At 57.1% G+C, this 14563-nt stretch carries 15 protein-coding genes; 1 reads left to right on the top strand and 14 read right to left on the bottom strand.

Features of this window, described 5'->3' with window-relative positions:
* Positions 1-3: 3 nt before the first annotated feature.
* From WC600_15320 to WC600_15260, 13 genes are all read right to left on the bottom strand, one after another.
* Positions 4-741: an ABC transporter ATP-binding protein gene (locus WC600_15320; protein ID MFA4904101.1), complete on the bottom strand. Its 738-nt coding sequence runs from the start codon at positions 739-741 to the stop codon at positions 4-6.
* 11 nt (positions 742-752) lie between these two features.
* Positions 753-1376, bottom strand: a complete 624-nt coding sequence (locus tag WC600_15315; GenBank protein ID MFA4904100.1) for a hypothetical protein — start codon at positions 1374-1376, stop codon at positions 753-755.
* Positions 1377-1520: 144 nt separating this feature from the next.
* On the bottom strand, positions 1521-2279 hold the full coding sequence (locus WC600_15310; protein ID MFA4904099.1) for an ABC transporter ATP-binding protein: 759 nt from the start codon (positions 2277-2279) through the stop codon (positions 1521-1523).
* Positions 2280-2452: 173 nt separating this feature from the next.
* Positions 2453-3427, bottom strand: a complete 975-nt coding sequence (locus WC600_15305) for a branched-chain amino acid ABC transporter permease (GenBank protein MFA4904098.1) — start codon at positions 3425-3427, stop codon at positions 2453-2455.
* Entirely contained in the window at positions 3424-4293 is an 870-nt protein-coding gene (locus WC600_15300) for a branched-chain amino acid ABC transporter permease (GenBank protein ID MFA4904097.1), read from the bottom strand. The genes WC600_15305 and WC600_15300 overlap by 4 nt, the downstream gene beginning before the upstream one ends.
* A 183-nt stretch (positions 4294-4476) precedes the next feature.
* Entirely contained in the window at positions 4477-5640 is a 1164-nt protein-coding gene (locus tag WC600_15295) for an ABC transporter substrate-binding protein (GenBank protein MFA4904096.1), read from the bottom strand.
* A gap of 21 nt (positions 5641-5661) precedes the next feature.
* Positions 5662-6093, bottom strand: coding sequence for an ACT domain-containing protein (locus WC600_15290; GenBank protein ID MFA4904095.1), 432 nt, complete (start codon positions 6091-6093; stop codon positions 5662-5664).
* An 83-nt stretch (positions 6094-6176) separates the two neighbouring features.
* The gene (locus WC600_15285) at positions 6177-7478 is read right to left on the bottom strand and encodes a phenylacetate--CoA ligase (GenBank protein MFA4904094.1); all 1302 of its coding nucleotides are present in this window, start codon (positions 7476-7478) and stop codon (positions 6177-6179) included.
* Between the two features lie 122 nt (positions 7479-7600).
* A complete protein-coding gene (locus WC600_15280) occupies positions 7601-8506 on the bottom strand; it encodes a hypothetical protein (protein ID MFA4904093.1) in 906 nt (301 codons plus the stop codon).
* A gap of 223 nt (positions 8507-8729) precedes the next feature.
* Positions 8730-9317 carry a type 1 glutamine amidotransferase domain-containing protein gene (locus WC600_15275; protein ID MFA4904092.1) on the bottom strand — a complete coding sequence of 196 codons (588 nt, stop codon included), beginning with the start codon at positions 9315-9317 and terminating at the stop codon, positions 8730-8732.
* 198 nt (positions 9318-9515) lie between these two features.
* Positions 9516-10658: an FAD-dependent oxidoreductase gene (locus WC600_15270; protein MFA4904091.1), complete on the bottom strand. Its 1143-nt coding sequence runs from the start codon at positions 10656-10658 to the stop codon at positions 9516-9518.
* On the bottom strand, positions 10651-11475 hold the full coding sequence (recO, locus tag WC600_15265) for a DNA repair protein RecO (GenBank protein ID MFA4904090.1): 825 nt from the start codon (positions 11473-11475) through the stop codon (positions 10651-10653). The genes WC600_15270 and recO overlap by 8 nt, the downstream gene beginning before the upstream one ends.
* 342 nt (positions 11476-11817) lie before the next feature.
* A complete protein-coding gene (locus WC600_15260; protein MFA4904089.1) occupies positions 11818-12849 on the bottom strand; it encodes a hypothetical protein in 1032 nt (343 codons plus the stop codon).
* A gap of 191 nt (positions 12850-13040) precedes the next feature.
* Here WC600_15260 and WC600_15255 point away from each other — a divergent pair, with 191 nt between their 5' ends.
* Positions 13041-13550, top strand: a complete 510-nt coding sequence (locus tag WC600_15255) for a response regulator transcription factor (protein MFA4904088.1) — start codon at positions 13041-13043, stop codon at positions 13548-13550.
* A 149-nt stretch (positions 13551-13699) separates the two neighbouring features.
* Here WC600_15255 and WC600_15250 read toward each other — a convergent pair whose 3' ends face one another.
* On the bottom strand, positions 13700-14215 hold the full coding sequence (locus tag WC600_15250) for a hypothetical protein (GenBank protein MFA4904087.1): 516 nt from the start codon (positions 14213-14215) through the stop codon (positions 13700-13702).
* Between the last annotated feature and the right edge of the window lie 348 nt (positions 14216-14563).

Below are 14563 nucleotides of genomic sequence, written 5' to 3'. Positions count from 1 at the left end.
GCCTTACCTCCCTTCGGTGAAATCTTTGTAGTCCCGGCCCAGGTAGGCCCGGGTCACCTGGCGGTCCTGGAGCAGGTCGGCGGCTGTACCGCTTAAGATGATGCGGCCGGTTTCCAGGACATAGGCCCGGTCGGCCACCTTGAGCGCCACCCGGGCGTTCTGCTCCACCAGGAGAATGGTCATGCCCTCAGCGCGCAACTGGCTCAACCGGGCCAGGATGTCCTCTACCACGATGGGGGCCAGGCCTAAAGAGGGCTCATCCAGCAGCAGCAGCCGGGGACGGGCCATGAGGGCCCGGCCGATGGCCAGCATCTGCTGCTCGCCGCCGCTCATGGTCCCGGCCTTCTGCGTCAAGCGATCCTTTAAGCGGGGAAAGAGCTGATAGATTCTTTCCAGGTCTGCCTGGATAGCGGCCTTGGACTCTTTGCGGTAGCGGCGATAGGCCCCCAGTTCCAGATTTTCCGCCACAGTCATTGGCGCGAAAAGCTGCCGGCCTTCCGGCACCTGGGAGATGCCCAATCCCACGATCTCTTCGGGCGCCATACCCTTTAACGAATGCCCGGAAAACTCCAGGTCACCGTCTCGGCGCACCAGTCCGCAGACGGCGTTGAGCAAGGTGGTCTTGCCCGCGCCGTTGGCCCCAATCAGGGTGACGATCTCGCCTTCCCGGATGTGGCAGGTCACGCCGCTGAGTGCTCTGACAGAGCCGTAGTAGGCGGAGAGGTTACGTATTTTTAGCATCTTTTATGTAATTAACTTAAGCGAGTATCCTCAATTCTTTCTCCAACTGTTAATAAAAATATTTTCAAAAAAGATATACCATTTTGAGTATTAATTTTGATTTGCACCTGATACCTTCCAGGATTAAGTTTATAATGAGGCGTCCTCCAATCATGGAAATATGCCTCATTATTCCAACCATATCCTTCTTTATCGTTTTCATATTTAACAATTACATCCAAAAATTCTTCATGATCTTCAGGTATGGTTACGGGATCAGGTTCAAACAATTTAAGAACGGCATTTTGACCTAAATGCGGAATTTCCGGAGTAGATGCCCATCGACCCTTAAAGGAGATATCAATTGGATTATCCATACCCTTTATATTAATTGTTACTCTGCAATTTTCAGCAGTTTGCCTAATAACTAACCAACTGAAAAAAGGAGTTATTTTCTTGTTAATAACAGCGAGTCTAAAAAATTTCCAGCGTTCTCCTTTGTGAGGCCCAGACTCGTATGTATGATCAGCGTTTGCCCTATCTACGGCAATAATCTCGATTTTCGGCAGTCTCTTCTTTTCTATAAACAAGGTAAATACTGTTCCAAAAGCTGCACCCAAAACTGCAAATAGAAAAGAAAGGATTATTTGAGACATCGTACCGCTCCCTATAGCATCAGAATCACCCGATGCTGGCAGGCAGTGCCCGCCCTGCATTAACCGGAGACAATGTCCAGTCCAGCACAGGCGAGACGCCTGGGCCACCAAAAACTTTTCTATCCCAGAACCTAAAACCTGTCCTTATCCCTGCCAATCAGTACCAAGATACGCGGCAATCACCTCCGGGTTTTTCTGAATGACCCGGGGTGGGCCGTTGGCGATGAGTTTGCCGTAGTTGAGGACCGCGATTTCATCCGCTACCTCCATGGTGAGGCCCATATCGTGCTCCACCAGGAGGATGGTGATGCCCTGGTCCCGCAGGTTAAGGATCAGGTCTTTCAGACGCTCGGTTTCCACCGCGTCCAGCCCCGAAGCCGGTTCATCCAGGAGGAGTAAGTCAGGGGCCGCAGCCAGGGCCCGGGCGATTTCCAGCATGCGCTTGAGTCCCAGGGGAAGAATTGCGGCGGGCTGTTGGGCCCGGTCGCTCAGCCCCACGAACTCCAGGGCCTCCATGGCCTTAGACCGGATCAGCCTTTCTTCGGTCCGGGTCCAGGGGAACTGCAAGGCTCCGGCCAGGAGGCCGGAGCGGCTCAGACGGTGGCGCCCCACCATAACATTTTCCAGGACTGTCAAATGATTAAAGAGCTGCACCAGTTGAAAGGTGCGGGCGATCCCCTGCCTGGCGATGCGATGGGCCGGGAGTCCCTGGATTTCCTTGCCCTGATAGACAATGCGCCCCTGCTGAGGGGCCAGAAAGCCCGTCACCAGGTTGAACAGGGTGGTCTTGCCCGCGCCGTTGGGGCCGATGACTGCCTTGATGGCGCCTTTGTGCACGTCAAAGCTTACCTGCTCCACGGCCTGAAGGCCGCCGAAGGCCAGGCTGACGTTTTGCAGTGCCAATATGGATTGGTCTGGTGGCAAGTTCATAATAAATAAAAAACAGAGACAAAAGTAATCAGTGATCAGTAACCAGTAAACAGTAATCAGTGAAAGAACAGAGACAAAAGTAATCAGTAATCAGTGGTTGTAGGTGATCGCGGGCTTTGCACTGATTACTGATTACTGACCACTGATCACTTGTTTCCAACAAGATTCCCTCCTTGCCGCTTGTAGCGCCGGAATTCGTACAGGTCCAGGATGCCCCGCACCAGGCCCCGGGGCAGGAAGATCATCACCACCATGAGGATCGCCCCGAAAATCACCGCTTCAAAATCATGGAAGACCGTGAGCATCTCAGGGAGCACCGTGAGCACTCCGGCCCCCAAAAGCGAGCCCCAGATGCTAGCCATGCCGCCTAAGACCACCATGGTCACCAGCTTGATGGAGAACATAAAGCCGAAGGAAGATGGCGCAATAAAGTTCAAGGTGTGGGCGTAGAGGCTGCCGGCCAGGGAAGCGTAGAGGGCGCTCCAGACGAAAATCTTGAGCTTCATGCGAAAGGTGTCTACCCCCAGGGACTCGGCCCCGGCCTCGCTGTCATGAAGCGCCCGGATGGCCCGGCCGGTGCGGGAGTTCATGAGATTGGCGCTGAGGGCGAGGATCACGCCTAAAATAATCCAGATCAAGAGATAGAGGCGCCGGGGGGTGTCAAGGACAAAGCCGCCCAGGGCCAGCGAGGGAATCCCGTGCAGGCCCGAAGGTCCTCCGGTGAGGTTGTGGGCCTCATTGAGAAAAATGTAGACGATGATGCCAAAGCCCAAAGTAGCCATGGCCAGGTAATAGCCCTTAAGTTTCAAGGCCGGGATGCCGATCAAATAAGCAGAAGTGCCAGAGACCACCAGGCCCGCCATCAGGGCCAGCCAGGGGTTGACCCCGTAGGTGGCGGTGAGGATGCCGGAAGTATAGGCCCCCAGGCCGAAAAACGCCGCGTGCCCCAGGGAGATCTGGCCGGCGTAGCCCAAAAGCAGGTTGAGCCCCACCACCAACAGGGTGTAGATGCCGATAAAGTTGAGGAGGGTGTAGTAGTAATCGTCATCCATAAAAATGACGATAGCCAGGACCACCAGGGCAAAGAGAAACCAGCGGTTGGCGAACCGGGGCAGGGTCATTTTCGTCCTCCCACCAGCCCCTGGGGACGCAGGAACAGGACCAGCAGGAGCAGGAGGAAGGCCACCGCATCCCGGTAGCCGGAGGAGATGAACCCGGTGGCCAGGGCCTCGGCCACGCCCAGGACCAGGCCGCCCAGGACGCCGCCCGCCAGGCTGCCGAGGCCCCCAATAATGGCGGCGGAAAAGCCCTTGAGGCCCAACATGGCGCCCATGTCATAGACCCCCAGGGTAAGGGGGGCGATGAGAATGCCGGCGCCGGCTCCCAGGGCCGCACTGAGCCCGAAGGAGAGTTGGACCATGCGGCCGGCGGCGATCCCCACCAGGCGGGCGGCCCGAGTGTTATAGGCGCAGGCGCGCATGGCTTTGCCCACCAAAGTGAGGCGAAAGAAGGCCTCCAGGGCCGCGACCATGACCGCAGTAATTCCCAGCACCCAGAGGTTTTGGGGCAGGATGGTGGCGGGACCCAGGTGGATGGGGGCATTGCCGGAAAACGGCGGCAGGGTGTAGGCATCTTTGCCCCACAGGAGCATGGCCACACCTTTGATCAAGACGGCGCCGCCCACTGTGATGATGATCAGGGTGATGGGGCTGGGGTCCTTGACCGGGCGCAGGGCCAACCGCTCGAACACCAGGCCCACGCAGGTCACCAGGATAACCGCGCCGCCGAAGGCCAGGGGCAGGGAAGGGGTCACCTGATAAATGCTGATGGCGCACAAGGCGCCCAACATCACCATCTCGCCCTGGGCGAAGTTGATGATGGTGGTGGTATTGTAGATGATGCCGAAGCCCAAGGCGATGAGGGCGTAAATCGCGCCGTTGGTCACCCCGGAGATGAGATATTGCAGCAGATCGGCAAGGGTCTCCATGATCAGTGGTCAGTGGTCAGTGGCCAGTGTAAAAACTGATTTACATGGCCGGCAGGAATGCGCATTTACACTACCAGCCTCTGAAACGGATTGAATTAATAACTTGCTTTCCAGAGCCAGTTGTCAGCTTCAGCGCCAGGAGACCTGGAGAGAGGCTGACAACTGACAACTGGCCACTGATTACTAATCTATCAGTTGGAAACCGCCGCTGTGGATCTTTACCATGACAAACGCCGCCGGGGTTAGACCGTTGTGGTCTTCGGGACTCATGTTGAAAATCCCGCTGATGCCCACGAAGTTTTTGAGGCCTTCAATCTCAGCGCGGATTTTGTCCCGGTCATTGCCGGCCTTGGTCAACGTCTGATCCATCATCCGAATCGCGTCATAGGCATAGCCTCCGAAACTGGATTCCGGAGCTTTGAACTTGGCTGTATACTTCTCGGCATATTCCTTACACACGGCCTTCTGCGGATCGGTATCGGGCAACTGCTGCCAGACCACCAGTTTGCCGGCGGGCATGATGATCCCTTCGCCCGCGTCCCCGGCCAGCTCGATGAATTTCTTCGAGGCCGCGCCGTGGCTCTGGATCAAGGGCAAGGTAATCCCCAACTGTTTCATATTCTTGGCCACCAGGGCCGGGGCCGGGCCGGTGCCCCAACAGATCACCACTTGGGCCGGAGTGCCCCGGAGCTTGGTGAGTTGGGGGGTCATGTCGGTGTCTTTTTCGCCGAAGACTTCCTGGGCCACCACCTGGATACCGTACTTAGGCGCCAGGGCTAAAAGTTGCTCTTTACCTGAGACCCCGAAACCGGTGGATACGGTGAGGATGGCCACCTGATTAAGATTTTGCTTTTGCAGGTATTGATAAATACGGTCTACCGCCATCTGGTCCGTTTGGGCGGTCTTGAAGACCCAGACGCGGTCTTTGGCCGGAGCGGTGATGCCGATGCCGGCAGCACATGAAATCATAGGCACTTTGGCCTTCTGGGTGATTTCCAGGGCGGCCATGGAGGTATGGGTGAGGCTGGGGCCGATGACGGCCAGGACATCTTTGTCCTGGGCCAGCTTGGTGGCATGGAGGCGGGCCTTGGTCACATCGCCTTCGTCGTCATAAATCACCAGTTTCAAGGGGTGGCCGTTAATCCCCCCCTTGGCGTTGACTGCCTCTGCCACCATCTCCATGGAATTCCGTTCGGGCTCCCCGAGATACGAGGCCGGGCCGCTGATGGAAAAGATGCCGCCGACTACATAAGGCGCCGACTTCTGGGAACCGCCGCAGCCCAGGAAGATCAGACCCAAACTCGCCAGGGCCAGAGTAACACCAACCAGAATTGTCTTTGTTTTCATAAGCTCACCCTCCCCAATGGTTTATAACCGATATACTTCCTCACCCTTATAGATGTGAATACCTTCTTTCTGGAGTAACTCGATGGCCTGGTCCAGATTGTCAAAACGGAAAATGATAACCGCGTTCTTACCGCTGTGCTGGACAAAGGCGTACATGTATTCCACGTTGACGCCGGCCCCGGCCAGGATCTGGAGGACGAGCCCCAGCCCTCCGGGACGGTCCGGCACCTCCACCGCGACCACTTCCGTCTTGCCCACGGTGAAGCCTTTGTCTTTCAGGATTTCCCGGGCCCGGTCGTATTGGTCGACGATGAGCCGCAGGATGCCGAAATCAGTGGTGTCGGCCAAAGACAGCGCCCGGATGTTGATCCCGGCTTCGCCCAGAACCCGGGTGACTTCCGCCAAACGGCCGGCCTTGTTCTCCAAAAATACCGAGATTTGCTCCACTTTCATGGTGTGGCTCCCTTATCTACGCTGAACCTTGAATTTTTGAAAGAAGGCGGCCAGGGATTTGCCGCCTAACCGATCCGGGTTTTTTATAATTTGCGATTGTCAATGACCCGCTTGGCCTTGCCTTCACTCCGGGGGATGGTCCGAGGCTCCACCAATTTCACCTTGACGGAAACGGTGAAGTAATCCTTGATCTGCCTCTGGATGCTTTGAGCCAGGGCCTGCATTTGTTTGACTTCGTCGGAGAAGGTGGCTTCATCCACTTCCACCTGGACTTCCAGGGTGTCCAACATCCCCTCCCGGTCGACGATGAGCTGGTAATGAGGCGCCACGCCCGGGGTCTCCATGAGTACGGACTCGATCTGGGACGGGAAGACATTAACTCCCCGGATGATGAGCATATCGTCGCTGCGCCCCTGGAATCGGTTAATGCGAGCCATGGTCCGGCCGCATTTACAGGGGGCGAAATTCAGCGAGGTGATGTCCCGGGTGCGATAACGCAACAACGGGAAGGCCTCTTTGGTGAGGGTGGTGATGACCAATTCGCCCAAGTCGCCGTTCGGGACAGCTTCCATGGTGGCAGGGTTGATAACTTCCGGCATGAAGTGGTCTTCAAATATGTGTAGCCCCTGTTTGGCTTCGATGCACTCGATGGCGACTCCCGGCCCCAGGATCTCGGACAGGCCGTAAATGTCCACGGCGTCGAGGTGGAGGCGCTTTTCGATTTCCTGGCGCATACCCTCGGTCCAGGGTTCGGCCCCGAAGACCCCCACCCGGAGCTTGGTCTTGGCGAAGTCAACCCCCATTTCCTGACCCACCTCCGCCAGATAGAGGGCGAAAGACGGGGTGCAGCAGATGACGGTGGGACCAAAGTCCTGGATGAGCATAATCTGGCGCCGAGTCTGGCCGCCCGACACGGGGATAACCGCCGCGCCCAGGCGCTCGGCCCCGTAATGAGCCCCCAACCCCCCGGTAAAAAGGCCATAACCGTAAGCGACATGGATGATATCGCCGCGATGGGCGCCTGCAGCCGCCAAAGCCCGGGCCATCAGCTCGGACCAGGTCTCCAGGTCCCGCTGGGTATAGGCGACGGGGGTAGGCTTGCCGGTGGTGCCGGATGAGGCGTGAATGCGGACAATCTGGTCCATCGGAGCCGCAAACATGCCAAAGGGATAATTGTCTCGCAGGTCTTGCTTGGCGGTGAAAGGTAAAAGGCGAATATCTTCCAGGGTGCGGATGTGTTCCGGCTTGACCCCCAGCTCATCCATACGCCGGCGATAAAAGGGCACCAGATGGTAGACCCGTTCCACCACGGCTTGCAGGCGCTTGAGCTGTAAGGTTTCCAGGTCCTCCCGGGGCATAGTTTCATGTTCAACGTCACGGATCATGTAATCCTGTACTCCTCCCTCATAGACATTCGCTAAAGATAGCACAAAGTCACGCCGAGGGTCAAACATGTTTGCAATTTTGAGAAGAAACCTTGAGAGGCTGAGGGGAGTAAGGCCGGGGCTTAGTCCTGGAGCCAGTGGCGCGCCAACTGAAACCTTTGGTTGAGCCCCCCGGGGCTCACTTCTTCCAACAGGCCCGAGGTCCGGAGGGTGGCAATGATCTGGCTGCACCGGGAGCCCTTAAGATGGACATGCCATTCGGCTTCCCCAAAGGGTTCGCCGCCGGTGGCTATCAGCCAGTCGCAGACCTGATCCGCCTGCTTTAAAGGCAGGTCCGGCAGGGCCTCTATGACCTTAGGCGCCAGGGAGTCGGCCAGGACCACCAGGAATCGGGTGGCCAGGGCGTAACGGACCGCCGCGGAGCGTTCCTGGTTGTGGCGCAGCAGCCCGGCAGAGAGGAATTTTTGGAGATACTCCCAGGCGGTTTTGCGATCCACCCCGAAGTGTAGTTCAAAATCCTTGAGCCGGAACCAGTTGCCCTGGGTACGTTGCAGAAAGTCTAGAAGGCGTTTTACGCCGAGCTTGCGGTGAGACCGCTGGGGCAGGAGTTTACGGATTTCGGCCTCAAGCCAGGCTTTGAGAACGTCTTCCCGGAGCACCCGATGGGCCGGAGCAGCGGGCGCAGTCCGGGATAAATTTTCTGGAATCTCTATAGCGATGGGACCGGGGACTTGGGTGGCGCTGGAGGTGATCAGAGGATAATATCGCGGGACACAATGGTCCACCTCACGGAGCAGATGGTGAAAGCGCTGCAGGGTGACCCGCCCCGCCAGATGGGTCACCAGGATGTTTTTCAGGCGGGTCTTCACCAGGCTGCGGCGGTTGTGGGGGTCGCCCTGAAGGGCGGAGGTTTCCAGGATCACTTCCAGCATCAACCCGGTCACCAGGGCTCGATTCAACCGCTCATCTTCCGCACCTCGGCCTTTGGAGGCCAGCTGTGAGCCAAGGGTTCTTTTGCTTCCATCCATCGTTCCACCGGAACCGTGAGAGATGGAAACCTTATCTCCCCGGGCTTTTCCACGTGATTTCCAGTCTTGAAATCAAGGGTGCTTCAAGCTCTGGTGGAGGTAAGAAATGCAAGTTCCAGGCCAGAAATGCGAATTGGGTATCAGGCTGATTTAGTTACATAATAAAGTCATTACCGAAACACCCCTCAACCCCTGTCCCATGGCCTGTCCCAGACATGTCCCACTAGTCCCAGGGTTGGCCGTGGTGCAGCACCGTCTGGCATGTGGGGCAGCGCACCTCGCCTCCCAGGGCGGCGATGATGGCAGCGAGAAAGGCCGGCAGGTCGGCAGGCTTCCGGGAGGTGATGAGATTGCCGTCCACGACGACCTCGGCGTCCTTATAGAGAGCCCCGGCATGGACCAGGTCATCCTTGATGGCAAAGAAGGAGGTGACGGTTTTTCCTGACACCACTTCGGCGGAGGCCAACATCCAGCCCCCATGGCAGATGGCCGCCACAACTTTGCCATGGTTGGCCATCTCCCGGACAAAGGCCACCATGGCGGCATGGCGGCGCATACGGTCCGGGGCGTATCCTCCCGGGATGACCACGGCGTCGAACTGCTCCACGTCCACCTCCTGGATGCCTTTATCCACGGTAACGGGATAACCATACTTGCCGTGGTGTTCCTTCGCGTCGCCAGGCCCCACCACCACGGTTTCGGCCCCCTCCTCTTTAAGCCGCAGCAGGGGGTACCAGAGTTCCAGGTCTTCATAGAGATCTTCGGCAAAAATGGCGACGCGTTTGCCTTGTAACCGTTTTTTCAGTGGCATATGGGTGCCTCCTCAGTGAAATCGTAAGCGGCCAGGGAAAGGCAGGAGTTCCTTCTGTCCTAGCATGGCGGGCTGGATACGCCTGACCGGCATATGTCCGGATTTGCCCTAAAGATAAGGGCGGTTCCGGGCCGTGGCAAGCGTTAGGAAGACGCCGGCTTACCGCTTTATGAGGGGAAATTTCTGATAAAAGCCAGATTAAGGTTCATTGTCCGCATCAGATTCTTGGAGCTCACCGGATATCTGAAATTTTCGCATGAATTTTCGGTCGATATAATCTTTCAGAATAAATGCCAGGCGGCCATTCCACACCCAGCTTTTCCTGCGGAAGATTCCCCGGCCGTCGCCCAGATTGAAAATGAGCAGATAGTCGTCTTGGGGATGAAAAGGCATAAGGCTCTGCCCTTCCAGGGACGCCAGGAGGTTGTGAAACAAGACAGGGTTCTGGCGCACGGCATAAACCCCAACCTTATCAAGGGGTCTGCCTTGGAAGCTGATGCAGTCGCCGCCGCCAAAAATGGTGGGGTGGTCGACGGCGTGCAAATACTCATTGACCAACATACCGCCGTCACGGCCTATGGCCAGCCCGGAATCGGAAAACAATGGGGCCGGCTTTACCCCCAGGGCCAGCAGCGCCACGTCGAAGGGAAGCTGGCGACCATCGACCAACCTGGCAGAGTCACTTTCCAGGGCGCTCAGGTGAGTCCCCTCGATAATCTCGATGGTGCGAGCCTGAAAGGACCGGAAAGCCAACCTGCGAACCTTTTCAGGGAAATTGCCCAGGAGTTGTGTTCCCGCCAGCAGGGTTATCTGATCGCCGCCCTGCTCATGGATCAGCTTCCAGGTATTACCGGCGATTTCCAGACCCGCCGGTCCCCCTCCCACTACCAGGATGCGAAGTTTTTTATCACGCCGGAGATCCAGAATGGTCTGCCGGGCTTTTAGCAGATTAATGATGGGCTTGACCGGGAAGACGTTCTTGCAGTCCGTAACGGTTACCGAATTCAGGGGCACGGAACTGCCGGTGTTAAGAGAAACTACATCGAAAGTGATTTCCTGACCAGAGTCCAGGTGCAGGACGCGGCCTGGGCAGCTTATGCGAGTTACGGTTCCGGAGATAAATTCCCCTCCGGCTGATTCGGCCATCTTTCTGATGTTAAAGCGAATCTCCCGGGGTGAGTACGTGCCTCCCAACATCCCGGGTCCCATGCCGGAATAGTAGTGGTGGGCGGCAGGGCTGATCAAGGTCACCCGGTGGCCTCGATCCACGTAATATTTCAGCTGCTTCAAACAGGTCAGGTGGGCGTGTCCCCCGCCCACCAGCACCAAATGTTTACCCATGCGATTCACCTTCTGGTGAGGAAATCTTGTCAGTGTGGCCGGAATTGAGCCCCTTGTTACCCGTGGGGCGGATGACTTTTTCCCAAAAAGACCAGGACTTCAGGTTCTTCCCTAAATGGTAACGGAGAAAGGCCCTGAAGATCACCAGGCTTTGGTCCCGCTGTTGGGGGGGAAAGCGCAGGCGCAAAAGTTTGTGCCGCGGCAGGTCTTGGGCCAGGCGCAGGAGTTTCCAGGTGCCGGGGTTCAAGGACAGCAAGGGCCCGGGGGCCTTTCCGCGACACGCCCCGCAGAATATGCCGCCTTTGGGAAGGCTGAAGGCCAGGGGCGCCTCCGGTTCGGCGCCGCAGCCCCCGCAGTGGTGAAGGCGGGGCCGGTAACCCCCCAAACCCATGAGGTGGAGCATAAAAGCAGGCAGCAGCGAATCGGGGGGCTCGCCTTGTTCCAGGAGGGCCAGGGCGTCTTCCAGGGTGGCGAAAATCTCCTGGAGGGCATCCGGGGGACCCGCCAGGAGGCCCGCTACCTCAGAGAGCAGCGCGGCCGCGCCCAGGCGCTTCAGGTCCCGGCGCAGGGACGGGAACGACCTGACCAGTTCCCCCTTCTGGAGGAATTCCAGATCCCGGGCAGGCTTAGGAGACAGGAAAAACACCACCCGGCTCAAGGGCTCCAGGCAATGGGCGAAGCGGCGGCGGCTTTTTCGGGCGTGCTTGGCGATGCCGGTGAGGGGACCGCGCTCTGGGGTGAGAAAGGTCACCAGGAGGTCCGCCTCGCCGTATTCCCGCACTGTCAGCACGATAGCCGGGGTTTGCCGCTCAGTCATGATGGGGTGGTCCTGACCAACACTTTCCCGAAAATTCCGGCCGGGGCCAATAAAGACCTCTGCTTGGAAAAGTTCAAGGTTCAAGGTTGAAAGTTCAAAGTAGAGTGGCGGGCGGGGATGCCCGCCCCGCCGGGGTTTCATGGTTTTGAGAGAGCCTAAGGCTCATGAGCGACTGTTCCGAAAAGTTAGTCAATGATTCTTAGCGTTCTTGGCGCCTTGGCGGAGAGAAAAATCCTCACGCAAAGTCGCAAAGTGATTGCTTTTCATACGCTTCGGGTGAGCCAAGGGCTCATGAATTACTGCCCAAAAGTCTTATCAAGGTGGTGCCCTTCTTGAATGTTCTTACTCCAAATGATACTTGTCCCGCAGGCGGTGAGACACCTCCCGGAGCCAGGCATAGGCCTCAGTCACGGTCTTTTCCCGGTCCGGGTTGATGAGACAGCAGGTGGCGGGGCTGATCAGACTTTGGGCCAAGAGCTGGTCCCGGTCAATACCCGCATTGATGAGGGCTGGCCAGAGGCTCTCTAAGTGGGCGATGAGATGGTCCTGGGACTCCTGGGTGAAGGGCTCACAGCCGGTGGGAATCAAACCCCAAGCCAAGACCCCGCCCCGTTCTATAAACCGGCGAATGGCTTTGCCGTAGCACTGGAAGACCTCGGCGTTGGTGTAAATGTCCATGGACAGGATATCTAAATCCCGGTTGAGGAGAAATTCCCAATCCGGATTACCGCACAGGTGGATGCCCCGAGGCCGCTCGATCTGGGCCAGGAACCGATCCAGGTCGTCTTTGGCCCGCATGTCCGGGTAGCCCGAGACGGAGCTGAAGATGAATTGCAGACCCGGCTCGTCGATGAACATAAAGGCCCGGGGATGTTTGGCCTTGAGGCGGTTGAGCTGGGATTGAACCCGTCGGGCCATGAAGTCCATCAGGATGGGCCGCACTTCATCATTGAAGATTACCGGCCGGTCGTTTTCATCCAGGATCTTCAAGCCGAAGCTGATTGGGCCTTCCAACTGGCCGCGGATGGCGATATAGCCACTGAGGTCCAGTTCCAGAAAGCGGTGATACACCACGGAATATTGTGGGGAGATGTCGAAATACGCCAGGTCGTCCCAATGTTCCAAAAGCTGGGGCAGGTCCTCGAAAAATTTTTCCGTATCGAACCTGATGCGGTTTTCCTCCGGAAAGAGCAGGATGCCGGGAAAATGTTCCGCCGCCTGGACATACATATCTTCGTAATAACTCAGATGGGGCAATTGGGGCCAGAAGGGGATATCCAAAGAAAGGGCCAGTTCCAGGGCTGGCTCTGCCTGCTCGTGGGGCAGAATGGCCATGGCGGTGGTATGGAAATTCCCGGGGATCAAGGCGGGCATGAGGTCACATCCTGCCATCTTTGGTCTTGCCTCAACATTTCTTGGGCCAGATCCAACTTCTCATTTTATGAAAATTCATATTTTACCGATATCATTTTTCAGGGGAAATAGTAAGGCTCTCCTTGATATATTCCCGTCAATGCTTAACTGAGAAATGTGGCCTCTGACCTTGCATATCTCCGGATGGGAATGTGAAATCGAATTTATGGAGATTAGCTATCAAGGGCACCATTATGGATGCGATAACGCCATTTTTCTATGAAATTCTGCTGGTGGATGACCATGCACTGGTTCGGCAAGGAGTCCGAAGAATCATTGGAGAACAATCCGACTTAAAGGTGGTAGGGGAGTTCCAGGACGGGCTGGAACTTTTAGATGCCCTGAAGACCATGCAACCCCAAATGGTTATCCTGGATATCTCCATGCCGTGTCTGGGTGGCATCGAAGCGACCCGAATGATCAAGGCGAGGCACCCCGGAATCAAGGTGCTGCTCCTGACCCTGCACAACCGCCGGGAATATGTGGACCAGGCCAGGTTGGCAGGGGCCGAGGGCTATCTCCTGAAAGACGAACTGGATAAAGAGCTCTTGGCGGCGATTGCGACCGTCAGGCGAGGGGGCACGTATCTGTCCTCCCTCTTAGAGGATTATGGGTTCACAACCCTGTTTCCCGGCAGCAGCACAGACGATCCTGCAGCCTGAGCACTATGCCCGGCAAAACTGCATGGCCCACCCGAGGTCAGTTCGGGGAAGGGGGTAGAGGGCCGAAGCTCCGGCCCTCTTTGGGCTCATGCTGCAATTGTGCCGCCGCCCATTCCCCCTTTTGCTTGAGCCGGAGGCGACCTAAAAAATCACATTCCCGCAGGACCTTTCCTCTGACCGCCGGAAGGACCCTGGCCACCCCCTTGGCCCATACCGCCGCCACCCATACCGCGCCAGGCCGGTAGCCCCTGGTCGTCCCGGAGTTTTATGGTTTGTCCATTGGCTTTAACCTCCCGGGCGATGATGGCCGGCTGATTATTTAAGGTTACTTGGGAACCGGTGACCTCCAGCGTGTCTCCCACTTTCACCGCGAACTTTTGCTGGTCCAGATACCAGGTGGGCCCCAAATGCACCATGAGGCTCCCTTTATCCGTCTTCAGGAGCAGTTCGCGAAACTTCATGCCCATGCCACCGGCGCGCCCCATGTTGAGCTCTTCCAGCTTCTCCACCGCGCCCTTAACCGTAGTGACGGTCTGCGGGTTGTACAGCCGGGGACCCATTCCGCCTCCCATGCCCATGCCGCCGCCAGAGCCGGGCTGGGCCAACACCGGGCACACCAGGGCCAACGAGATTACTACCGATAGTAACACCATGATTTTAATCAAGATTATTGCCTCCTTTTTGGATTCAAGCCTCCGCCCCTATCGGGTGAGCGTCATTCCTGGGAAATTGCTTGACGTGTTTTCCGGCTGGCCGGGTTTTCCAACTCCTCAACGTGATATATTATAAATCAAGGAACTCTTGAAGGATGCTTAGGAAAGTCAACGATAAAAATGGCGCCTGCCCCTGGATGGCTCCAGGCTGCCAGACTTCCACCGATTTTCGTCAGCAAGTGGATGCTGACCCTCAGACCCAGGTGGGTGCTCTCGGCCTCCCGTCGCTCCCCGGAAATTGTGAGATGGCGTTTAAGCTCCTGAACATCCAAGCCAGGACCATTGTCCCGGAACTCAACT

The sequence above is a fragment of the Desulfobaccales bacterium genome (genome assembly GCA_041648175.1).
Classification (GTDB): Bacteria; Desulfobacterota; Desulfobaccia; order Desulfobaccales; family 0-14-0-80-60-11; genus 0-14-0-80-60-11.
This window is presented reverse-complemented; position numbering and strand designations above follow the sequence as displayed.

What these genes read in the sequence shown, in the direction of transcription:
- WC600_15320 (MFA4904101.1), bottom strand. Translation starts at nt 741, where the DNA reads ATGCTAAAAATACGTAACCTCTCCGCCTACTACGGCTCTGTCAGAGCA.
- WC600_15315 (MFA4904100.1), bottom strand. Translation starts at nt 1,376, where the DNA reads ATGTCTCAAATAATCCTTTCTTTTCTATTTGCAGTTTTGGGTGCAGCT.
- WC600_15305 (MFA4904098.1), bottom strand. Translation starts at nt 3,427, where the DNA reads ATGACCCTGCCCCGGTTCGCCAACCGCTGGTTTCTCTTTGCCCTGGTG.
- WC600_15300 (MFA4904097.1), bottom strand. Translation starts at nt 4,293, where the DNA reads ATGGAGACCCTTGCCGATCTGCTGCAATATCTCATCTCCGGGGTGACC.
- WC600_15295 (MFA4904096.1), bottom strand. Translation starts at nt 5,640, where the DNA reads ATGAAAACAAAGACAATTCTGGTTGGTGTTACTCTGGCCCTGGCGAGT.
- WC600_15290 (MFA4904095.1), bottom strand. Translation starts at nt 6,093, where the DNA reads ATGAAAGTGGAGCAAATCTCGGTATTTTTGGAGAACAAGGCCGGCCGT.
- WC600_15285 (MFA4904094.1), bottom strand. Translation starts at nt 7,478, where the DNA reads ATGATCCGTGACGTTGAACATGAAACTATGCCCCGGGAGGACCTGGAA.
- WC600_15280 (MFA4904093.1), bottom strand. Translation starts at nt 8,506, where the DNA reads ATGGATGGAAGCAAAAGAACCCTTGGCTCACAGCTGGCCTCCAAAGGC.
- WC600_15275 (MFA4904092.1), bottom strand. Translation starts at nt 9,317, where the DNA reads ATGCCACTGAAAAAACGGTTACAAGGCAAACGCGTCGCCATTTTTGCC.
- WC600_15270 (MFA4904091.1), bottom strand. Translation starts at nt 10,658, where the DNA reads ATGGGTAAACATTTGGTGCTGGTGGGCGGGGGACACGCCCACCTGACC.
- recO (MFA4904090.1), bottom strand. Translation starts at nt 11,475, where the DNA reads ATGACTGAGCGGCAAACCCCGGCTATCGTGCTGACAGTGCGGGAATAC.
- WC600_15260 (MFA4904089.1), bottom strand. Translation starts at nt 12,849, where the DNA reads ATGCCCGCCTTGATCCCCGGGAATTTCCATACCACCGCCATGGCCATT.